This is a genomic window from Phenylobacterium sp. GW823-FHT02A09, assembly GCF_058797775.1.
Window position 1 is genome coordinate 76,692 of the sequence record NZ_JBXAJZ010000002.1, and the last position, 20,808, is coordinate 97,499.

Sequence of the window (20,808 nt, forward strand, 5' to 3'; positions counted from 1 at the left end):
GCGCCGCCTTTTTCGCGTCAGCCGACCAGCACGCGAATGAGGGTGTTGCCGATCCAAAGAGCGCCGGCCCAGAAGGCGATGGCGAGCATTCCGACAAAGGCGAGGCAGGCGATCGAGGTCAGGCCCCGAGCAGCTCCCCGCGATGCGCCTCCAAAGGCGACGGGTCGTGGCATGTTTCGCTCCCAGACTTTTCTTTTGTTCCCCATCGGTCGAGCGACGGGGACGGCAAGAGGCTGACACGAATTAACCGATCTGCAAAGACCCGCATCCTGACGCGACAAATAGGCGCAAGAACAGAGATCGTCGTCACGCCGATCTTCACTGTGGATAACTCGGTCGACCTTGACTCTTCCTGCGATTACGCAACGCGCGGCGACGGTTAGAGTTCACGATCTGCGCGCTGCTTGCGCATGCAAGGGAGCCCGCCCGCATTGCTTCCGTTGATCGGCATCGCCGTCGTCGTGGTCGGCTTCATGGCCCGGCTGAACCCGCTTCTGGTGGTCACCGTCGCGGCGCTGGTCACCGGCCTAGCGGGCGGCATGGGGCCGGTCGAAGTGATCGAGACCTTCGGCAAGGCGTTCAAGGAAAACCGTTATGTTTCAGTGGTCTGGGTGGTTCTGCCGGTCATCGGCCTGCTTGAGCGGGCCGGCCTGCAAGAGCGCGCCAAAGGCCTGATCGGCCAGGTCCGGGCGGCCACCGTCGGGCGCCTGCTGCTGCTCTACTTCATCCTGCGCCAGGCGACCGCGGCGCTCGGCATGACCTCGCTCGGCGGTCACGCCCAGATGGTGCGCCCGCTGATCGCGCCGATGGCCGAGGCCGCCGCCGAGACCCACCATGGTCCTCTGCCCGACGACACGCGTCAGACCATTCGCGCCCACGCCGCGGCGGCCGACAACGTCGCGCTGTTCTTCGGCGAGGACATCTTCATCGCCATCGCCTCCATCCTGCTGATCAAGGGCTTCCTCGAGCAGAATGGAATCATCGTCGAGCCCTTGCAGCTCTCGGTCTGGGCGATCCCGACGGCGATCGTTGCGCTGCTCGTGCACGGGACACGGCTGATGCTGCTGGACCGGCGGCTGGCCCGCACCCTGGCGGAGGGGCGGCCTTGATCGGGTTGGAGGTCCTCTATGTCATGGGCGGGGCGTTCTTCGCCGCGGTCGCCGTGCTCAGCGCCCGCGACGCCAGCAATCCCAAGCGCTGGAAGAACACCGCCTTCTGGGGCCTGTTCGCGCTGAGCTTCCTGTTCGGCTCGCACATTCCGGACTTCGCCAACGGCTTGATCGTCATCGCCATGGTCGCCGTCGCCGGCTTCGGCGGGCTGGGCCGCGGCGAGCCGGCGACCAGCAGCCCGGCCGAGCGCGCCGAGAGCGCGGCGCGGCTGGGCAACCGCCTGTTCCTGCCCGCCCTGGCCATCCCGGCCACGGCCCTGGCCGGGACCTTCCTCTTCAAGCGCCCGGAGCTGGCGGGGCTGGTCGATCCCAAGCAGGCGACGCTGATCTCGTTGATCCTCGGGGTGTTCGTCGCCCTGGCGATCGCCATGCCGATGCTGCGCGCGAGGCCCGCAACCCCTTTGCAGGAAGGCCGGCGGCTGCTCGACACGGTCGGCTGGGCGGCGGTGCTGCCGCAGATGCTGGCGGCGCTCGGCGCGGTGTTCGCCGCCGCCGGGGTCGGGGCGGTGATCGGCCAGCTGGCGGGCCAGTGGCTGCCGGACGGGAGCGCGCTGGCGGCGGTGGCGGCCTATACTTTCGGGATGGCTATCTTCACGATGGTCATGGGCAACGCGTTTGCGGCGTTCCCAGTGATGACCGCAGGCATCGGACTTCCGCTTATCGTTCAAAGGTTTGGCGGAGATCCGGCGATCATGGGCGCGATCGGGATGCTGTCGGGCTTCTGCGGGACGCTGATGACGCCGATGGCCGCCAACTTCAACATCGTCCCGGCGGCGCTGCTGGAGCTCAAGGACCGTAACGGCGTGATCCGCGCCCAGGTCCCGACCGCCCTCATCCTGCTGGTGGCCAACACGGCGCTGATGTATGTCCTCGTCTTCCGTTTCTGAGCTGAATCAAGAACTTGGTCTCAAGTTCGCGCGGCTGGCGCTGGGCCATGTGCGGCGGCCCTACCCGTTCAAGCTCGACCAGGTGCTGGCCGGCGACGAGGACGTGCTGCCGCCGCGAATGCTGCACCCGATCTTCCACGGCAGCTTCGACTGGCACTCCTGCGTGCACGGCTACTGGCTGCTGGCGCGGCTCTACCGGCGCCTGCCGATAGAACCTGCCGGTCGCGAAATCGCCAGCCTGTTCAACGAGATGCTCACCCTCGAGAAGGTCGCCGGCGAGCTCGCCTACCTGCGCCGGCCGACCAGCGCCGGGTTCGAGCGGCCCTACGGGTGGGCTTGGCTGCTGATGTTGGCGGCCGAACTGGAGCGCATCGAAGGCCAGCCGTGGGCCGCCAACCTGCGCCCGCTGGCCGAGGCTTTCGCCGAGCGGTTCAAGGCCTTCCTGCCCAAGGCGACCTACCCGATCCGCACCGGAACCCATTACAACACAGCGTTTGCGCTCGCCCTGGCGCATGATTACGCGGGCGAGGTCGGCGACCACGAGTTGGCCCGGCTGGTCGAGACGACGGCCCGCGGCTGGTATCTCGCCGACGCCGGCGCCAACGCCTGGGAGCCCAGCGGCGACGACTTCCTGTCGCCGACCTTGATGGAGGCCGAATGCCTGCGCCGGGTGCTGCCATCGGCAGATTTCCGGCTGTGGTTCTCCAGATTCCTGCCGAACGCCGCCGAGCGCCTGCCGGCGAGCCTGTTCACCCCCGCGAGCGTCAGCGACCGCAGCGACGGCAAGATCGCCCACCTGGACGGCTTGAACCTCAGCCGGGCGTGGTGCTGGCGCTCGATCGCCAAGTCGCTGGCCCTGACCGACCCGGCACGGCGCACGGCGCTGGCCGCGGCCGACGAGCACTTGGCCGCGGCGCTGGAGCATGTGGCCGGGGACTATATGGGCGAGCACTGGCTGGCGACCTTCGCGCTGCTGGCGCTGGAGGCCTAGCTCCAGTTTCTCCCCCTCTGGGGGAGGTGGCGCGCGCAGCGCGACGGAGGGGGCCTGCTGAGTCCGAAGTCCCCCTCAGTCAGCCGTTCGGCTGACAGCTCCCCCAGAGGGGGAGCAATTAGGGAGACTCAGTCCGCGCCACATAGGCGTCGATGTCGGCGAGGTGGCGGGCGATCTCGTCGGGGGCGAGGAAGGAACCGGTGAAGCTGTTCTTCGCCAGGGCGACCAGCTCGTCGCGCGAGAGGTCGAGGGCCTGCGCGGTCTCGATCCAGTTCTGGCCGAGATAGCCGCCGAAGTAGGCCGGGTCGTCGGAGTTGACCGTCGCGCGCAGGCCAAGGTCCAGCATCCGCTTGAGCGGATGGGCGGTCAGGTCGCCGACCACGCAGAGCTTGAGGTTCGACAGCGGGCAGACGGTCAGGGTCATGCCCTCGCGCGCCAGCCGCTCCGTCAGGGCGTCGTCCTCCAGGGCGCGGTTGCCGTGGTCGATGCGGTCGACCTCCAGCAGGTCGAGCGCCTCGTAGACATAGTCGGGCGGCCCCTCCTCGCCGGCATGGGCGACGACCTTGAGGCCGAGCTTGCGGGCGGCGGCGAAGACCCGGGCGAACTTGGCCGGCGGGTGGCCGACCTCGGAGGAATCGAGCCCGACCCCGGCGATGCGGTCGAGATAGGGCTTCGCCTGCTCCAAGGTCTCGAAGGCCTCCTCTTCCGAGAGGTGGCGCAGGAAGCAGAGGATCAGCTTGGAGGTGACGCCGAGGCTCTGCTCGGCCTCGTCCATCCCCGACAGCAGGCCTTCGATCACCACGCCGAACGGCACGCCGCGATCGGTGTGGGTCTGCGGGTCGAAGAAGATCTCGGCATGACGCGCGCCGTCGTCGGCGATGCGCCGGAAGTAGGCCATGGCCAGGTCGTGGAAGTCGGCCTTGGTCAGCAGCACCTGGGCGCCCTGGTAGTAGATGTCCAGGAAGTCCTGCAGGTTCGAGAACGCGTAGGCGGCGCGCACGTCTTCGACGCTGGCGAAGGGCAGCTTCACGCCGTTACGCTGGGCGAACTCGAACATCTGCTCGGGCTCGAGGCTGCCCTCGATGTGCAGATGCAGTTCGGCCTTGGGCAGGCCGCGGATGAAGGCGGCCAGGTCGCCCATCACGCCGCCGCCTTCTTCACCGCCCCGACGATGTCCTTGACCACCGCATGGACCAGCTTTTCGTCGTCGCCCTCGGCCATGACCCGGATCAGCGGTTCGGTGCCCGAGGCGCGGACCACGATGCGGCCCGTGCCGTTGAGGCGCGCCTCGGCGTCGGCGATGACGCCCTTGACGTGCTCGGTCTCCAGCGGCTTGCCGCCGGCGAAGCGGACGTTCTCGAGGATCTGCGGCACCGGCTCGAACTGGCGGGCCAGCTCGCTCATCGGCTTGTCGGAGTCCTTGAGCACGGCCAGCACCTGCAGCGCGGCCAGCAGGCCGTCGCCCGTGGTCGAGAAGTCGGACATGATCATGTGCCCCGACTGTTCGCCGCCGAGGTTGAAGCCGCCCTCGCGCATGCGGGCCATGACATAGCGGTCGCCGACCTTGGTGCGCTCGAGCTTGAGGTCGCGGGCGGCCAGGAAGCGTTCGAGGCCGAGGTTCGACATCACCGTGGCGACCACGCCGCCGCCGCTGAGGCGATCGCGCTTGGCCCAGTAGTCGGCGATCAGGGCCATGATCTGGTCGCCATCGACCACGTGGCCCTTCTCGTCGCAGATGATCAGCCGGTCGGCGTCGCCGTCGAGGGCCACGCCGATGTCGGCGCGGAATTCCTTGACCGCGCGGGCCACGGCTTCCGGGTGGGTCGAGCCGCAGTCCTCGTTGATGTTGGTGCCGTCGGGGCTGACCCCGATCTTGATGACCTCGGCGCCCAGTTCGTAGAGCACCACCGGGGCGACCTTGTAGGCGGCGCCGTTGGCGCAATCGATGACGATGCGCAGGCCGGCCAGCGACAGGCGGCGCGGGAAGGTCGCCTTGGCGATCTCGACATAGCGGGCCTGACTGTCGTCGACGCGCGAGACGCGGCCGAGCTCGGTCGGCGGGGCGAGGCCCACATGCAGGTCCTGACCCATCAGGGCCTCGATCTCGAGCTCACGGTCGTCGGAGAGCTTGTAGCCGTCGGGGCCGAACAGCTTGATGCCGTTGTCGGTGTAGGGATTGTGCGAGGCCGAGATCATCACGCCGAGGTCGGCGCGCAGGGAACGGGTCATCATCGCCACGCCTGGAGTCGGCATCGGGCCGAGCAGGCGCACGTCCATGCCGACGCTGGCGAAGCCGGCGACCAGGGCCGGTTCGACCATGTAGCCGGAGAGCCGGGTGTCCTTGCCGATCACCACCAGGTGCCGACGCTCGTCCTGGGACTTGAACAGCTTGGCGGCGGCGAGGCCGACGCGCAGGGCGACTTCGGCGGTCATCGGATGGCTGTTGGCCTGGCCGCGGATACCGTCGGTGCCGAAATAGGCGCGTTTGGACATTCGTGTTCCCGAAACGATGCGAAACTCAGATTTAGTCGACGCCGCGTTTGCGAATGCTAAAGGCGACGCAGGATTATCACGCTTTCGAGCGGCGAAAGGAACCAGGGCGGCATGTGCGGCATCATCGGAATCGTCGGCAAATCCCCGGTGGCCGGGCGCCTGGTCGAAAGCCTTAAGCGCTTGGAATATCGCGGCTATGACAGCGCCGGCGTCGCCGCGCAGGTGAACGGCGTGCTGGAGCGCCGCCGCGCGCCCGGCAAGCTGCGCGAGCTGGAAGCGGTGCTGGAGCGCGAGCCGCTGATCGCGACGACCGGCATCGGCCACACCCGCTGGGCCACCCATGGCGCGCCGACCGAGCGCAACGCCCACCCGCACATCGCCGGGCGCGTGGCGGTGGTCCACAACGGCATCATCGAGAACTTCGCCGAACTGAAGGCCGAACTGCAGGCCAAGGGCCGGGTGTTCGCCAGCGACACCGACAGCGAGGTGGTCGCCCACCTGCTCGACGAGAACCTGGAAAGCGGACTGGCCCCGCTGGCCGCGTTCAAGGCGACCCTGGACCGGCTGAGCGGCGCCTACGCCCTGGCCGTGCTGGTGACCGGCGACGGCGACGTGATCATGGGCGCGCGCAACGGCCCGCCGCTGGCGGTCGGCTATGGCGACGGCGAGATGTTCGTCGGCTCCGACGGCATGGCGCTGGGCCCGTTCACCAACCGCGTCGCCTATCTGGACGACGGCGACTACGTGATCATCGACCACGCCGGCGCGAAGATCTTCGACGCCAGCGGCGCGCCGGCCGACCGGCCGATCAAGACGCTCGCGGCCTCGGCCGCGGTCATGGAGAAGGGCAACTACCGCCACTTCATGGAAAAGGAGATTCACGATCAGCCCGAAGGCGTCCAACGCACCATCGCGGCCTATGTGGACGCCCTGACCGCCCGCACCGCGATCCCCGGGAGCATCGACTTCTCCAAGCTGGAGCGCATCCAGATTGTCGCCTGCGGCACGGCCTACATCGCCGGCATGCTGGGCAAGTACCTGATCGAGCGGATGGCCGACCTGCCGGTCGACGTCGAGGTCGCCTCGGAGTTCCGCTACCGCGAGCCGGCCCTGCGGCCAGGATCGCTGGCCATCGCCATCTCGCAGTCGGGCGAGACCGCCGACACCCTGGCCGCCTTCCGCTACTGTCAGGCCAAAGGCATGGCGAGCGCGGCCCTGGTCAATACGGTGGAGTCGACCATCGCCCGCGAGGCCGACGTGATCTGGCCGATCCATTGCGGTCCGGAGATCGGCGTCGCCTCGACCAAGGCCTTCACCGCCCAGGTCAGCATGCTGACCGCCCTGGCCGTCGCGGCCGCGCGGGCGCGCGGCAAGATCGACGAGGCCGAGGAGAACCGGCTGGTGAAGGTGCTGCTGGAGGCGCCGCGGCTGATCGCCGAGTCGATCAACCTGGAAGACGCCGTGCGGGCCATCGCGGTCGAGGTGTCGAAGGCGCGCGACGTGCTCTATCTGGGCCGCGGGCCGATGTATCCTCTGGCCCTGGAAGGCGCGTTGAAGCTGAAGGAAATCAGCTACATCCACGCCGAGGGCTATGCCGCCGGCGAGCTGAAGCACGGCCCCATCGCGCTGGTCGACGAGGCGACGCCAATCGTGATCCTGGCGCCCTTCGACAGCTATTTCGAGAAATCCGCCTCGAACATGAGCGAGGTCATGGCCCGAGGCGGACAGGTCGTCTTCATCACCGACCCGGAAGGCGAACGAAACGCGCCGGCCGGCGCGCGTGTCGTTGTGACCGCGCCCAGGTGCGACCCGCTGATCGCACCGCTGGTCTTCTCCGCGCCCATCCAGCTGCTGGCCTATTACGTGGCCGTCCAGAAGGGCGCGGATGTCGACCAGCCGCGCAACCTGGCCAAGTCGGTGACCGTCGAGTAGCGGCCTACTTGGCCGGCGGCGCAGCCGGCGGAACCTCGACGGCCGGCGGCGGGGTGGCCGCCATCGAACCCGTCGCCGGCGGCGTCGCCATCATGGCGTCGGCCGGGGGCGTGGTCGCCATCGAGCCGGCCGGCGGGGTCGCAGCCATCGAGTCTGCCGGCGGCGTCGCGGCCATGCTGTCCGCCGGCGGCGTCACGGCCGTATCGACGGGCTCCTCCGCCTTCTTGCCGCAAGCGGCCAGGGTCAAGGCGAGCGCGGAAGCGGCCGCAAGCGCGGTGTAGGTGCGAAGTTTCATGGAAAGCCCTTCATTCGAACTGTGAGTGCGCCTCGTGAACCGTTCACGGCCTCGTGAGTTCCGGCCGCGTGATCACGAAACACCTTTGAATAGCGTGCCATAGCTGAGCTTGAGCTCAAGCACCCACAGACAAACCTTAGCTTTCAGGCAACTCAATCCGTTGCAAAGCTCTTCCATCGTGCAATGCCTGAGCCTGGTCGAAACCTGATGTCCACTTTCGGCTGGCATGATGCGGCATCGCCTATCGAGCATCCCGTACGGGGGAATGCGGGAGAGCTTGGATGACCAAACGTGTGCGCAAGGCCGTGCTGCCGGTGGCTGGACTGGGAACCCGGGTCCTGCCCGTGGCGCGGGCCACGCCGAAGAACCTGCTGAACGTCTTCGACCGGCCGATCCTGTCCTATGTGGTCGAGGAGGCGCGCGCCGCCGGGATCGAGCACTTCGTGTTCATCACCAGCCGCGGCCAGGGACCGATCGAGGACTATTTCGACGGCAATCCCGAGATCGAGGGGGCGCTGGAAGCCAAGGGCAAGACCGACGTCCTGGCCGAGGTGCGCCGGGACATCCTGCCGCCCGGATCGATGAGCTTCATCCGCCAGATGGCGCCGCTGGGCCTGGGCCACGCGGTCTGGTGCGCCCGCGACATCATCGGCGACGAGCCGTTCGCGGTTATCCTGCCCGACATGTTGATGGCCGCGCAGACCCCGGCCCTGGCCCAGGCGGTCGCCGCCTACGACCAGGTCGGCGGCAACATCGTGGTCGTCGAGCCGGTGCCGGAGAGCGAAACCCACAAGTACGGCATCGTCGCCCTGGACGGGCGCGAGGGCCGGCTGAACCGCATGACCGCGATGGTCGAAAAGCCCAAGGCCGGGACCGCGCCGTCGAACCTGATCATCTCCGGCCGCTACATCCTGCAGCCCGAAATCTTCCCGCTGCTGGAGCGCCAGGGCAAGGGCGCCGGCGGCGAAATCCAGCTGACCGACTCGATGATCGAGCTGATGAGGGATCAGGACTTCCACGCGCTGGAATATGATGGCGTGACCTATGACTGCGGCGACAAGATCGGCCTGCTGCGGGCCAATGTCGCCTTCGCTTTGCAGCGTCCGGAGTTCGCCGACGCCGCGCGCCAGGCGATCACGGAGCTGCTCTAGGAGACTGCGAGCGTGCGACTGCTGGTCTACGGCTACGGCTTCGTCGGACGCGCCACCGCGCGGCGGATGGCGGCTGCGGGCTGGGACGTGGCGGCGACCTGGCGCGATCCGGACGCGGCCAAGGCGATGCGCGCCGAGGGCGTCGAGCCCCTGCCCGCCGAAGACAAGCAGGCGATCGCCGAGCGGCTGAGCGACGTGCAGGCCGTGCTGGTGACCCCGCCGCCAGGGCCCGAAGGCTGCCCGGCGTTGCAGGTGCTGGTTCCGGCCCTGGCCAAGGCCGGAGCCTTCCCCGACTGGATCGGCTACCTCTCGACGACCGGAGTCTATGGCGACCGCCGCGGCGGCTGGGTGTTCGAGGACGGCCGACTGGCGGCGCAGTCGCCGGAGGGCGCGCGGCGGGTGGCGGCCGAGCGCGACTGGCTGGAAGTCGGGCGCGGCATGGGCCTGACTGTCACCGTCCACCGGCTGCCTGGAATCTATGGCCCCGGACGCTCGGCGTTCGAGCGCCTGCGCGAGGGCCGCGCCAAACGCTACGACGCGCCGGGGCACGTGGTCGGGCGGGTGCATGTCGACGACGTGGCGGCGGGGCTGGCGGCCTCGATCGCCAGGCCGCGGGCCGGCGGGATCTACAACCTGGTCGACGACGAGCCGGCGGCGAACAGCGAGGTGATCTCCCATGCGGCGGCGCTGCTGGGCCTGCCCGAGCCGCCGCTCACGCCGCTGGACATCGACGCCCTGCCGATCAAGTCGCAGCGGTTCTACCGCGAGAATCGCAGGGTCTCGAACGCGCGGGCCAAGGCCGAGCTGGGCTGGCGGCCGGCCTATCCGACCTATCGCGAGGGTCTGGCGGCGATCCTGGCGGGCGAGAGCTAGGGTTAGATGCTCCCCGCTGGAGGAGCTGTCAGCCGCATGGCTGGCTGAGGGGGACTTTGACTCCCTCAGTTTTGAGAGCAGTCCCCCTCCTCGATGCTGCGCATCGATCCACCTCCCCCAAGAGGGGAGGAACTACGACAGCGATCCCAGCGCCAGGCCGCCGAGCGCGCAGGCGATCAGGGTCGTCGTCAGGCCGGCCTTGAAGCGCAGCATGGCGATCGCGGCCGCGGCGGCCAGCAGCGCCGGGCGCCAGTCGAAGCTGGCCAGGACCGGGACGTCGGGGCCCCAGCCGCCGAGCCGCACGACCTCGCCGAACAGCAGGTGCAGCCCGAACCAAAGCGCGAGGTTGGCGATCACGCCGACCACGGCGGCGGTGATGGCGGCGAGCGCGGCGGCGGCGGCGCGATGGCCGCGCAGCGCCTCGACATAGGGCGCGCCGAGGAAGATCCAGAGGAAGCACGGCGCGAAGGTGACCCAGGTGGTCAGCAGGGCGCCGAGGGTTCCGGCCGCCAGCGGGTCGAGGTCGCCGGCCTGGCGATAGGCGGCCAGGAAGCCGACGAACTGCAGCACCAGGATCAGCGGGCCAGGCGTGGTCTCGGCGAGGCCCAGCCCGTCGGCCATCTCGCCGGGGCGCAGCCAGCCGAAGCCGTCGACGGCGGCCTGGGCGACATAGGACAGCACCGCATAAGCGCCGCCGAAGGTGACGACGCCCATGGTCGAGAAGAACCCGGCCAGCCGCGTCCAGACGCTGGCTTCGCCGGTCAACAGGAACAGCACGGCGAGCGGCGCGAGCCAGACCGGCAGCCAGACCGCGAGCACTTGCAGGGCGCGGCCGCGCGAGGGCGCCAGGTGGCCGCCCTGCCCCGCGGCGATCACCGCGTCGACGAGATCAGGGACGTCGGGGACGTCCTGGCCCTGGGCCGGCGGCGCCATCAGGGCAGGCGCGAACCAGCCGAGCAGGCCGGCGGCGAGGATGACCAGCGGGAACGGCACGCGCAGGGCGTAGAGCGCCAGGAAGGCGGCGACGGCGATCAGGACGGCGGCCTGGGTCTTCAGCGCCCGGCGGCCGACCCGCAGCACCGCCTCGACGACGATGGCCAGCACCGCCGACTTCACGCCCAGGAACAGAGCCGCGGCCAGCGGCGTGGCGCCGAGCAGCACGTAGGCGATGCTGAGGCCGAGCATGACCAGGGCGCCGGGGATCACGAACAGCAGCCCGGCCAGCAGCCCGCCGGCGGTGCGGTGCATGAGCCAGCCGACATAGGTGGCCAGCTGCTGGGCCTCGGGGCCGGGCAGCAGCATGCAGTAGTTGAGGGCGTGCAGGAACCGCCGCTCGCCGATCCAGCCGCGCTCCTCGACCAGCACCTTGTGCATCAGGGCGATCTGGCCGGCCGGGCCGCCGAAGCTCAGGCATCCGATGCGCGCCCAGACCCGCGCCGCCTCCCAGAAGCTCGGGATCTGGGACGGGGGCATGCCTAGGCGCTGAGTTCGTCAAGGGCGGCGGTGAGACGGGCGAGGTCCTGCGGCCGCGACAGCCGGTGGTCGCCGTCCTTGATCAGGGAAAAGACCACGTCGTCGCCGCGGATCGCCTGGGCCAGCTCCAGCGCGTGGCGCCAGGGCACGTCGGGATCGGCCCCGCCCTGCAGGATGCGGACCGGGCAGTCGATGTTGACCGGCCCCGGCAGGATCGACCAGCGGGCGCCGTCCTCGAGCAGCTCGCGGGCGATGGGATAGGGCTCGCCGTACTCGGAGGGCCGCAGCCAGACGCCGGTCGCGGCCATCTGCGCGCGGTCGGCGGGGGTCATTTCCGGGGCCATCAGCTTTTCGGTGAAGTCGGGGGCCGGGGCGATCAGCACCATGGCCGCGACCCGCTCGGGCGCCGCGCCGGCCACCAGGCAGGAGATCCAGCCGCCCATCGACGAGCCGACCAGCACGGCCGGGCCCTCGACCAGGGTCTCCAGCACCGCCAGGGCGTCGTCGCGCCAGCGGGTGATCGTACCCTTGGCGAAGTCGCCCTCGGACTCGCCGTGGCCGAAATAGTCGAAGCGGACATAGGCGCGGCCCCGCGCCTGCGCCCAGTCGGCCAGGACCTGCGCCTTAGTTCCGGCCATGTCCGAGCGGAAACCGCCCAGCCAGACCACGGTCGGGCCTGCGCCGGCGACCGCCCGCCAGGCCAGTTTCGCCCCGTCGGGCCGTTCCAGAAATCCGCTCGTCTCAGCCATGCAGCGGTCATAACGCGCGGATGTGACATCGTTAAGCGCGCGCAGAGGGTTTACCAAACCGAGGCTTGCGCTATGCAGAACCTCGTGACGCTTCCCCCAGACTTCACTCTCCTGCAGGTCGTGCCGGAACTCGAAACCGGCGGGGCCGAACAGACCACCATCGACGTGGCCAACGCGGTCGTGCGCGCCGGCGGCAAGGCGCTGGTCGCGACCCGTGGCGGGCGCATGACCGCACGGCTGGAAGCCGATGGCGGGCGGCTGGCCCAGATGCCGGTGCAGACCAAGAACCCGCTGGTGATGCTGGGCAACGCCGCGCGGCTGGTCGACCTGATCCGCAAGGAGAAGGTGTCGATCGTCCACGCCCGCAGCCGCGCGCCGGCGTTCTCGGCGCTGTGGGCCGCGCAGGCGACCAAAACCCCGTTCGTGGCGACCTATCACGGCGTCTACGGGGCCAAGAACAGCGTCAAGCGCTGGTACAACGCGGTGATGACCCGCGGCGACCTGGTGATCGCCAATTCCGACTACACCCGCGACCACGTGCTGGCCGAGCACAAGCTCGATCCCGAGAGGATCGTCTCCATCCCGCGCGGCATCGACCTCGAGCGCTTCAACCCCAGCTGGGTGACGCCCGAGCGCGTGCAGGCGCTGCGCGAGGCCTGGGGCGTCGACGCCCGCGACCGCCGCGTGAAGCTGCTGCTGGCCGGGCGGCTGACCCGGATCAAGGGCCACCTGCTGATCATAGAAGCGGCCAAGCGGATGCGGGCGGGCGGCGTCGAGGACTTCCTGATCCTGTTCGCCGGCGACGATCAGGGCCGCACCGGCTATCGCGAAGAGGTCGAGGCGGCGGTGGTCGCCGCAGGCCTGGTGGAACACGTGCGGCTGGTCGGCCATTGCGACGACATGCCGGCCGCCTACCAGATCTGCGACATCGCCATGCTGCCCACCACCAAGCCGGAGTCGTTCGGGCGCACGGCGGTCGAGCCGCAGGTGATGGGCAAACCGGTGCTGGCCTCCGACCATGGCGGCACCACCGAGACGGTGCTGAACGGCGAGACCGGCTGGCTGGTCAAGGTCGACGACCCCGACGCCTGGGCCGCGGCGATGGGCAAGGCGATCGAGATCGGCGGGCCGCGGCTGGCGGCCATGGGCCAGGCGGCGGCGAACCGCGCGCGCCGGCTCTATTCGGTGGACGCCATGTGCGAGGCGACGCTGGACGCCTACGCCCGCGTGCTGGCCGCCCGCAGTTCGGGATTCCACGGCTGATGTCGCGCGAGATCAAGAAGATCCTGGTCATCAAGCTGTCGGCGCTGGGCGACTTCGTCCTGGCGCTGGCGGCGATGAAGAAGATCCGTCAGGCCCACAAGCGCGCGCACATCACGCTGCTGACCACCCCGCCGTTCGAGAGCCTGGCCAAGGCCTGCCCCTACTTCAACGCCGTGGAGACCGACGGCCGGCCCGAGGGACTGGGCGAGTGGCTGGCGCTGCGCAAGCGGATCAAGGCGGCCAAGTACGACCGCGTCTACGACCTGCAGACCTCGGCCCAGTCGGCGCGCATCTTTCACCTGCTGACGCCCTTCCCGCCCGAGTGGTCGGGCATCGCGGCCGGCTGCTCGCTGCCGCACAAGAACCCCAACCGCAACCGGATGCACACGCTGGAGCGCCACGCCGACCAGCTGAAGTACGCCGGCATCTGGCCTGACGCCCCGACCGAACCCGGCAGCGCGCCGGGACCGGACCTGTCGTGGGTGCTGCCCAAGCCGAGCCAGACGCGGCCGGTGCCGGGCGGTGTCCGCCCCAAGCCCTACGCCCTGTTCGTGCCCGGCGGCTCGGCCCACCGGCTGGACAAGCGCTGGAGCGCCGAACGCTACGGCCAGCTGGGCAAGATCCTGGCCGAACGCGGCTACGACATCGTCATCATCGGCGGGCCGCAGGAAAGCGCTCTGGCCCGCCAGATCCAGCGTGAGGTCGGGCACGTCCGCGACCTGACCGGACGCACCGACTTCGCCAAGGTCGCCATGCTGGGCGCCAAGGCCGCGCTGGTCGTCGGAAACGACACCGGCCCGCTGCACCTGGCCGCGGCCACGGGCGCTCCGACGGTGGTGCTGTTCTCCAGCGCCTCGGACCCGGAACTGGCCGCTCCGCGCGGGCATGTGACGGTGCTGCGGTCGGGCAGCCTGAGCGACCTTTCTGTGGCCGAGGTCCTACAGGCGGCGAACGCTTTGCTTCCTCAGGCCTAGCACCGCTTGATTGGGGGCATGGCCTTCGTCATATATGGCTGCCCGACCGGAGCCTCGCGCTGCCGGCCGCACGTGTTTCAACAGCTCTAGGAGCGAAAGCCTATTCGCCGCCCCATGCAGGCGCCGCCCGTCAAAGACGGACCGCGCATCAATGATGAGATCCGCGTCCCCAAGGTTCTGCTTATCGACCAGCACGGCGAGAAGCAGGGCGTGATGCCGACGTCGAGCGCCATGGAGGCCGCTGAGGAAGCCGGCCTCGACCTGGTCGAGATCGTGCCGAATGCGGATCCGCCGGTCTGCAAGATCCTGGACTATGGCAAGTTCAAGTTCCAGGAGCAGAAGAAGAAGAACGAGGCGCGCAAGCGCCAGAAGGTCGTCGAGATCAAAGAGATCAAGCTGCGACCGAACATCGACATTCACGACTACGAAGTGAAGACCAAGGCGATGCACCGGTTCTTCGACGAAGGCGACAAGGTGAAGGTCACCCTGCGCTTCCGCGGTCGCGAACTGGCTCACCCGGAACTGGGCATGAAGCTGCTCCAGAAGGTCAAGGCCGACTTCGACGAAGTCGCCAAGGTCGAGTACGAGCCGCGCATGGAAGGCCGTCAGATGATCATGATCCTGGCCCCGCGCTAGGACCGATCACATCGACAGATCGACGAACGGCCGCCCTTCGGGGCGGCCGTTTGCGTTTGGCGTCGCGCGAGCCGTCAGGCGTACACTTCCGTGCCGATGTTCCGCAGATCGTACGGCGTCGTGCGGTAGATCTCGTTGATCCAGTTGGCGAACAGCAAGTGGGCGTGGCTGCGCCAGCGGTTGCCGGGCGCTCGGTCGGGGTCGCCGCCCGGGAAATAGTGCCGGGGCTGCGGGGTGGCGGGATCCTTGGCGCGGTCGCGCACGAACTCGTCGGCGAGCGTGGCGGCGTCATATTCCAGGTGGTTGAACATCTGCAGCCCGCGCCGGACCGAGTCCTCGACGAGGCAGAGGCCGGCCTCGTCGGATTCCAGCAGCACCTTGAGCCCGGCGTGCTGGGGCAGTTCTTCGCGCCGCACCTCGGTCCATCGCGAGACCGGCACGTCGACCTCGTCGGACATGCCGCGCAGGTACGGAGAGGCGGGCGCGACCAGCCGGTGGGTGAAGACGCCCGAGCGCTTGGCCGGTAGCACGTGCTTGCCGACGCCGTGGAAGTGGCGCAGCGCCGCCTGGGCCGCCCAGCAGATGTTCAGGCTGCTGTGCACATGGCTCTGGGTCCAGTCGAAGATCCGCCGCAGCTCGTCCCAGTAGTCGACCTGCTCGAAGGGCAGCGTCTCGACCGGGGCCCCGGTGACGATGAAGCCGTCGAAGCGTTCGTGCCGGACCTCGTCCCAGGTCCGATAGAAGGCGGCCAGGTGTTCCGGCGGCGTGTTGCGCGGGGTGTAGCTGGCCAATTGGACCAGCGAGAGCTCGACCTGCAGCGGGGTGGCGCCCAGCAGCCGGGCGAACTGGATCTCGGTCTTCGGCTTGTCCGGCATCAGGTTGAGCAGCCCGATGCGCAGCGGCCGGATGTCCTGACGGGCGGCCTGGGTCTCGGCCATGACGATGACGCCCTCGGCCTCGAGGGTGGCGCGCGCAGGCAAGGCGTCGGGAATCTTGATCGGCAAGGCTCGGCCCTCAGTAGCGTTCTATTCGACCGGGACGGAGCTGGGATCACCCGTTTGGTTGCCGCCTCGGCCACATCCTCCCCTGGGGGAGCGCCACCTTGCTCGGGAAAGCAGGTTGGCGTTGGGCGACGCCCAACTCTTGATGCGAAACCAGCAATAGGAAATGCGGGCGCAGACCACAAGCCCCGACAAATCCGTACGCCGACCGGCGCAGCCGAACCGTCGGCACGAACCGGCCGGCTTGGGGGATTCGCAGGGTGGGATCGTGCCGTAGCGGCAGCGGGGCCGGAGGGGTTCGTGCGCGGCGGCTGGCGAGGGCCTTGTCGCGCCATACTGAGGCCTCGAAGCCGCACCCCGGTGTTCGAACAACCAAGCGCCGAACTCGGGCTTGCGGCGTAACGCAGGTCGTCTTAACAGCGCTCACATGTCCGACACCGCGCCGCGCGGGAAGGCTCCGTCCCGCTGGGCCGCGCCGTCCCTGATCGCCGTCATTTTTATCAATATGCTCGGCTTCGGGATCATCGTCCCGTTGCTGCCGTTCTACGCCAAGTCATTCAACGCGCCGGGCTGGCAGATCGGTCTGATCTTCGCGGCCTATTCGGTCGGCGCCTTCTTCGGCGAACCCTTCTGGGGCCGGTTGTCCGACAAGTACGGCCGCAAGCCGCTGCTGATCTCGACGATCTGCGGCAACTGCCTCTGCTACCTGGCCCTGGCCTTCGCCCCCAACATCTGGGCGGCGTTCGCGATCCGCTTGGTCGGCGGGCTGGCGGCCGGCAACGGCGCGGTCGTGCAAGGCTACCTGGCCGATGTCACCCCGCCCGAAAAGCGCGCGCGGCAGATGTCGTACCAGAGCGCGGCCTGGAACGTCGGCCTGATCGTCGGCCCGTCGGTCGGCGGCCTGTTCGTGCATACCGGCGCGGGCCCGGCCGGCTTCCGCATTCCGCTGTTCATCGCCTCGGGCCTGGCCCTGCTCTGCGTGATCGCGATCATGCTGTTCATCCGCGAGAGCCGCATCCGCGACACCAGCATCACCGATCGGCCCAGCCGCTGGTCGGCGATCGGCGAGGCGGTCAGCCATCCGGTGATCGGCCGCCTGATGCTGCTGACCTTCCTGGTCGGCTTCGCCTTCACCGGCATCGAGTCGATGTTCGGCCCGTGGGCCAACGCCCGCTTCGGCTGGGAGCCGCGCGACATCGGCGTCTGCTTCGCCTTCGTCGGGGTGGCCGCGTTCCTGACCCAGACGCTGGTGACAGGCCAGATGTCCGAGCGCTTCGGCGAAGGGCCGATGCTGGCCATCGGCATGAGCATGACCGTGGTCGGGGCGCTGCTGCAGACCGTCTCCACGGGCGGTCCGATGACCATCGCCCTGATGTGCTTCACCGCCGTCGGACAGTCGGTCGCGTACCCGAACGTCGGGGCGCTGATCTCACGCACGGCCGACCCGCATAAGCAGGGGCAGATCCTGGGCTTGAACAACGCCTGCGGCGCGGCCGCCCGCGTGGTCGGGCCGATCACGGCGGGCTTCGTGTTCGAGCACGTCCTCAACGGGCCCTTCATCATCGGCGCCCTGGTGGTGGCGCCGGCGATCTTCCTGGCGCTGTCGGCCAGCCGCAAGGCCCGGGCCCACCTGCAGGCGCAGCAGGCGCAGGCGGCGGAACAGCCATGACCCCCGCCCCCGTCTCGCGCGGGGAGGAGACACGGGCGCTGGTCGTCCTGCTGTCGGTGATCTTCCTCAACATCGCAGGCTTTGGCCTGGTGATCCCGCTGCTGCCGTTCTTCGGCAAGTCGCTGGACGCGCCGGCCTGGCAGATCGCCATCCTGTTCTCGGCCTTCTCGTTCGGGCAGTTCCTGGGCGAGCCGTTCTGGGGCCGGATGTCCGACCGGATCGGCCGTCGGCCGGTTCTGATGGTGACCATCGCCGGCGGCGCGCTGGCCTATGTGGCGCTGGCCTTCGCGCCGAACATCTGGCTGGCCTTCCTGGCGCGGTTCGTCGGCGGCTTCCTGTCCGGCAACATCTCGACGCTGCAAGGGGCGTTGGCCGACATCACTCGGCCCGAGGAGCGGGCCGCGAAGATGGGACTTATGGGCTCGGCCTTCTCGCTCGGCTTCATGGTCGGGCCGGCGCTGGGCGGGCTGCTGGCGCATCCGGAGCTTGGCCCCTTGGGCTTCCATATCCCGCTGTTCGCGGCGGCGGGCTTCGGGCTGCTGTCGGCGCTGGCGGTGATGGCGTTCGTGCGCGAGAGCCGGCCCGCGCCGCGGCAGGGCCCGCAGCCGAACCGCCTGGAGGTGCTTCGCATCTCGCTGGCCGACCCGATCATCCTGCGGGTGATGCTGATCAGCTTCGTGGTCATCTCGGGCTTCGCCGGGATCGAGGCGACCTATGGCCTATGGACCGAGCACCGGTTCGGCTGGGGCCCGCGCGAGATCGGCTTCGCGTTCATGGGCATCGGCGTGCTGGGCGCCTTCTGCCAGGCGGTGGTGACCGGGATGCTGGTGCGCCGGCATGGCGAGACCACGGTGCTGACCGCAGGGTTGGCCGCGATGTGGATCGGGATGCTCTTCCAGTTCTTCTCGCCCAACTGGCCGGTGGCGATGGTCGGCTTCGCCTTCGTCTGCTTCGGGCAGTCGATCTGCTTCCCGTGCCTGACGGCGCTGATCTCGCAGGCCGCGCCGCCCGAGCGGCAGGGCGAGACCCTGGGCCTCAACATGTCGAACATGGCGCTGGCGCGGATCGGCGGGCCGATCTTCGCCGGCCAGCTGTTCTCGCTGGTCGATCCCGGCGCAGCCTTCGTGGTCACCGCGATCCTGATCGTACCGGCGGCGGTGATGGCGCTGCAGATCCTGAAGCGGATGCCGCGTCCAGCGTAACGAGGGCTGCGTGACGAGACGGGGCGCCTTCCGCTACTAGGTGGCCGCCATGCAGTCCCCAGCCCCAGCCGGCGCCCCGCGCGCCCTGATCCCCTATGCGGCGCTTATCGGCGCGATCGTGTCGCTGTGCGTCGGCACCTCGTTCGCCAAGCAGCTGTTCCCGCTGGTCGGCGCGCAGGGGGCGACCGCCTATCGGGTCGGGTTCTCGGCGCTGCTGCTGTGCCTGATCTGGCGGCCGTGGCGCCAGCCGCTGACCCGCGACGATCTCAGTCGGCTGGCCCTGTACGGCGCGGTGCTGGGGCTGATGAACCTCTGCTTCTACATGGCGATCCGCACCATTCCGCTGGGACTGGCCATCGCCATCGAGTTCATCGGCCCGCTGAGCCTGGCGCTGATCCACGCGCGGCGGCCGATCCATTTCGTCTGGATCGGGCTGGCGGCCCTCGGCCTGCTGCTGTTGCTGCCGCTGCGCGACGCGGCCCATGCGCTCGATCCGGTCGGGGTGGGCTTCGCCGCCGCCGCCGCGGTCTGCTGGGCGCTCTACATCGTGCTCGGCAAGCGCACCGGCCACCTGCCGGCCGGCCAGTCGGTGGCGCTGGGCATGAGCACCGCGGCGCTGATCGTGGTGCCGTTCGGCCTGGTCGAGGCGGGCGCGGCGCTGTTCGACCCGAAGCTGCTGGCCCTGGGGCTGGTGGTGGCGATCGTCTCGAGCGCCATCCCCTACTCGCTGGAGATGGTCGCCCTGCGCGGCATCCCCAAGCGCAGCTTCGGGGTGATGCTGAGCCTGGAGCCGGCGGCCGGGGCGGTGGCGGGACTGCTGATCCTGGGCGAGCACCTGGCGCTCTCGCAATGGCTGGCGATCGGGCTGATCATCGCCGCCTCCGTGGGGGTGATCCTGACCGATCCGGCCGCGGCCGGGCAGCTCGCGGAGGATGGCGCGCCGGCGCCCTAGAACAGCCCGGCCAACAGGTTGATCGTCAGCGCCAGGACCACGGTGTTGAACACGAAGGCGACGACTCCGTGGACGGTGCCGATGCGGCGCAGCTCCTTGGACGTGAACGAGACGTCCGCGGTCTGGCAGGCGACGCCGATGACCACCGAGAAGTGCAGGAAGTCCCAGTAGTCGGGCAGCTCGCCGCCCGGGAACTGCAGGCCGCCGGCGTCACGCGGGGTGTCGTCGTCGGGGGCGTAGAACTCATGCGCGTAGTGCAGGGCGAAGATGAGCTGCACCATGAACCAGGACGCGGCGACCGTCGCGAAGACCAGGCCCACCCGCAGCCCCTTGATCAGGCCGGCGTCGGCCTTGGCGGCGGACAGCTCGCGCGCGATGACCCAGATGCTGGCGGCGGCGGCGGCGACGGCGAGCGCGAGGATCACGCCCTGCCCCTGGTCCTGGGTGGCGGCGACGGCGCGCATGCGCGCCGGGTCGGCGCCCCACATCATCGAGATCGCCAGGGCGATGAAGGTCAGGCAGGTGGCGTCCCAGGCGAGGATGGCGGCGGTCACCAGACTGAGGCTGTTGGGAATCAGCAGGCAAGCCGCCCAGACCAGCAGGCCGGCGCCTGCGCCCGCCAGCAACCGCGGCCGGGCGACGAAGGCCCCCAACATGCGTCGGCGGCGGGGCGCAGCGGCGGGCGGTGCGGGCGTGGACGCCATCGGGGCCTCGTTTCGGACCGGTCGGAGAACTATATCCCAGGCCAGCGCGAGTCGCCGCAGGCGGACTCAAAGCCTTGCCTTCCCTCACCCTTTCGCGTAAACGCCCCGCTCTTCGGAGTCGTCTGGCCAAAGGCATGCCAGGGCGGTTCATCAATACACCAGAGGACGGGGCCGCAAGGCTCCGCAGAGAAATGCCCAAACTGAAGACTAAGTCGGGCGTTAAAAAACGCTTCAAACTGACCGCGACCGGCAAGCTCAAGGCCGGCGTCGCTGGCAAGCGTCACCGCCTGATCAGCCACAACGCGAAGTACATCCGTCAGAACCGTGGCACCAAGGTGATGAGCGAAGCTGACACCAAGATCGTCAAGCTTTGGCTCCCCTACGGCCTTTAAGG

Annotated in this window: 21 protein-coding genes and 1 riboswitch; of the genes, 13 read left to right on the top strand and 8 right to left on the bottom strand. The window is 69.2% G+C overall.

Features of this window, described 5'->3' with window-relative positions:
* Positions 1–17: 17 nt before the first annotated feature.
* Positions 18–173: a hypothetical protein gene (locus AC1Q87_RS07470; protein ID WP_492608350.1), complete on the bottom strand. Its 156-nt coding sequence runs from the start codon at positions 171–173 to the stop codon at positions 18–20.
* A gap of 258 nt (positions 174–431) precedes the next feature.
* Here AC1Q87_RS07470 and AC1Q87_RS07475 point away from each other — a divergent pair, with 258 nt between their 5' ends.
* Genes AC1Q87_RS07475 through AC1Q87_RS07485 form a run of 3 tightly spaced genes read left to right on the top strand, consistent with a single transcriptional unit; the run spans position 432 to position 3,047 of the window.
* The gene (locus AC1Q87_RS07475; protein WP_492608351.1) at positions 432–1,109 is read left to right on the top strand and encodes a DUF969 domain-containing protein; all 678 of its coding nucleotides are present in this window, start codon (positions 432–434) and stop codon (positions 1,107–1,109) included.
* Entirely contained in the window at positions 1,106–2,056 is a 951-nt protein-coding gene (locus AC1Q87_RS07480; RefSeq protein WP_492608352.1) for a DUF979 domain-containing protein, read from the top strand. Before AC1Q87_RS07475 ends, AC1Q87_RS07480 begins: the two co-directional genes overlap by 4 nt.
* A complete protein-coding gene (locus tag AC1Q87_RS07485) occupies positions 2,034–3,047 on the top strand; it encodes a DUF2891 domain-containing protein (protein WP_492608353.1) in 1,014 nt (337 codons plus the stop codon). The genes AC1Q87_RS07480 and AC1Q87_RS07485 overlap by 23 nt, the downstream gene beginning before the upstream one ends.
* A 118-nt stretch (positions 3,048–3,165) precedes the next feature.
* Here the strand turns inward: AC1Q87_RS07485 and AC1Q87_RS07490 are convergent, their stop codons facing one another.
* On the bottom strand, positions 3,166–4,188 hold the full coding sequence (locus tag AC1Q87_RS07490; RefSeq protein ID WP_492608354.1) for an adenosine deaminase: 1,023 nt from the start codon (positions 4,186–4,188) through the stop codon (positions 3,166–3,168).
* A complete protein-coding gene (gene glmM / locus AC1Q87_RS07495; protein WP_492608355.1) occupies positions 4,188–5,540 on the bottom strand; it encodes a phosphoglucosamine mutase in 1,353 nt (450 codons plus the stop codon). The genes AC1Q87_RS07490 and glmM overlap by 1 nt, the downstream gene beginning before the upstream one ends.
* A gap of 111 nt (positions 5,541–5,651) precedes the next feature.
* On the opposite strand from glmM, the gene glmS reads away from it, so the two are divergent.
* A complete protein-coding gene (gene glmS / locus AC1Q87_RS07500) occupies positions 5,652–7,472 on the top strand; it encodes a glutamine--fructose-6-phosphate transaminase (isomerizing) (protein WP_492608356.1) in 1,821 nt (606 codons plus the stop codon).
* 4 nt (positions 7,473–7,476) lie between these two features.
* Here glmS and AC1Q87_RS07505 read toward each other — a convergent pair whose 3' ends face one another.
* Entirely contained in the window at positions 7,477–7,767 is a 291-nt protein-coding gene (locus tag AC1Q87_RS07505) for a hypothetical protein (RefSeq protein WP_492608357.1), read from the bottom strand.
* A gap of 281 nt (positions 7,768–8,048) precedes the next feature.
* Between AC1Q87_RS07505 and AC1Q87_RS07510 the strand changes: the two genes are divergently transcribed.
* The gene (locus tag AC1Q87_RS07510) at positions 8,049–8,918 is read left to right on the top strand and encodes a UTP--glucose-1-phosphate uridylyltransferase (RefSeq protein WP_492608358.1); all 870 of its coding nucleotides are present in this window, start codon (positions 8,049–8,051) and stop codon (positions 8,916–8,918) included.
* Between the two features lie 12 nt (positions 8,919–8,930).
* On the top strand, positions 8,931–9,791 hold the full coding sequence (locus tag AC1Q87_RS07515) for an SDR family oxidoreductase (RefSeq protein WP_492608359.1): 861 nt from the start codon (positions 8,931–8,933) through the stop codon (positions 9,789–9,791).
* A 132-nt stretch (positions 9,792–9,923) separates the two neighbouring features.
* Here the strand turns inward: AC1Q87_RS07515 and chrA are convergent, their stop codons facing one another.
* Positions 9,924–11,264, bottom strand: a complete 1,341-nt coding sequence (gene chrA, locus AC1Q87_RS07520; RefSeq protein ID WP_492608360.1) for a chromate efflux transporter — start codon at positions 11,262–11,264, stop codon at positions 9,924–9,926.
* 2 nt (positions 11,265–11,266) lie between these two features.
* On the bottom strand, positions 11,267–12,013 hold the full coding sequence (locus AC1Q87_RS07525) for an alpha/beta fold hydrolase (RefSeq protein ID WP_492608361.1): 747 nt from the start codon (positions 12,011–12,013) through the stop codon (positions 11,267–11,269).
* A gap of 84 nt (positions 12,014–12,097) precedes the next feature.
* On the opposite strand from AC1Q87_RS07525, the gene AC1Q87_RS07530 reads away from it, so the two are divergent.
* From AC1Q87_RS07530 to infC, 3 genes are all read left to right on the top strand, one after another.
* The gene (locus tag AC1Q87_RS07530) at positions 12,098–13,276 is read left to right on the top strand and encodes a glycosyltransferase family 4 protein (protein ID WP_492608362.1); all 1,179 of its coding nucleotides are present in this window, start codon (positions 12,098–12,100) and stop codon (positions 13,274–13,276) included.
* Entirely contained in the window at positions 13,276–14,250 is a 975-nt protein-coding gene (locus tag AC1Q87_RS07535; RefSeq protein ID WP_492608363.1) for a glycosyltransferase family 9 protein, read from the top strand. The genes AC1Q87_RS07530 and AC1Q87_RS07535 overlap by 1 nt, the downstream gene beginning before the upstream one ends.
* 114 nt (positions 14,251–14,364) lie before the next feature.
* Positions 14,365–14,886 carry a translation initiation factor IF-3 gene (infC, locus tag AC1Q87_RS07540; RefSeq protein ID WP_056016982.1) on the top strand — a complete coding sequence of 174 codons (522 nt, stop codon included), beginning with the start codon at positions 14,365–14,367 and terminating at the stop codon, positions 14,884–14,886.
* A 74-nt stretch (positions 14,887–14,960) separates the two neighbouring features.
* Here the strand turns inward: infC and AC1Q87_RS07545 are convergent, their stop codons facing one another.
* On the bottom strand, positions 14,961–15,890 hold the full coding sequence (locus tag AC1Q87_RS07545; protein ID WP_492608364.1) for a homoserine O-succinyltransferase: 930 nt from the start codon (positions 15,888–15,890) through the stop codon (positions 14,961–14,963).
* 44 nt (positions 15,891–15,934) lie between these two features.
* Positions 15,935–16,041, bottom strand: a riboswitch (SAM-I-IV-variant riboswitch).
* Positions 16,042–16,314: 273 nt separating this feature from the next.
* Here AC1Q87_RS07545 and AC1Q87_RS07550 point away from each other — a divergent pair.
* Genes AC1Q87_RS07550 through AC1Q87_RS07560 form a run of 3 tightly spaced genes read left to right on the top strand, consistent with a single transcriptional unit; the run spans position 16,315 to position 19,710 of the window.
* Complete coding sequence (locus AC1Q87_RS07550) at positions 16,315–17,556, top strand: MFS transporter (protein WP_492608365.1); 1,242 nt, start codon at positions 16,315–16,317, stop codon at positions 17,554–17,556.
* A complete protein-coding gene (locus AC1Q87_RS07555) occupies positions 17,553–18,758 on the top strand; it encodes an MFS transporter (RefSeq protein WP_492608366.1) in 1,206 nt (401 codons plus the stop codon). The genes AC1Q87_RS07550 and AC1Q87_RS07555 overlap by 4 nt, the downstream gene beginning before the upstream one ends.
* A gap of 49 nt (positions 18,759–18,807) precedes the next feature.
* A complete protein-coding gene (locus AC1Q87_RS07560; RefSeq protein WP_492608367.1) occupies positions 18,808–19,710 on the top strand; it encodes an EamA family transporter in 903 nt (300 codons plus the stop codon).
* On the opposite strand, the gene AC1Q87_RS07565 is transcribed toward AC1Q87_RS07560, so the two are convergent.
* The gene (locus AC1Q87_RS07565) at positions 19,707–20,414 is read right to left on the bottom strand and encodes a DUF1345 domain-containing protein (RefSeq protein WP_492608368.1); all 708 of its coding nucleotides are present in this window, start codon (positions 20,412–20,414) and stop codon (positions 19,707–19,709) included. The two genes, AC1Q87_RS07560 and AC1Q87_RS07565, sit on opposite strands and share 4 nt — an antisense overlap.
* 191 nt (positions 20,415–20,605) lie before the next feature.
* Here AC1Q87_RS07565 and rpmI point away from each other — a divergent pair, with 191 nt between their 5' ends.
* Positions 20,606–20,806: a 50S ribosomal protein L35 gene (gene rpmI / locus AC1Q87_RS07570; protein WP_492608369.1), complete on the top strand. Its 201-nt coding sequence runs from the start codon at positions 20,606–20,608 to the stop codon at positions 20,804–20,806.
* The last annotated feature ends 2 nt before the right edge of the window (positions 20,807–20,808 follow it).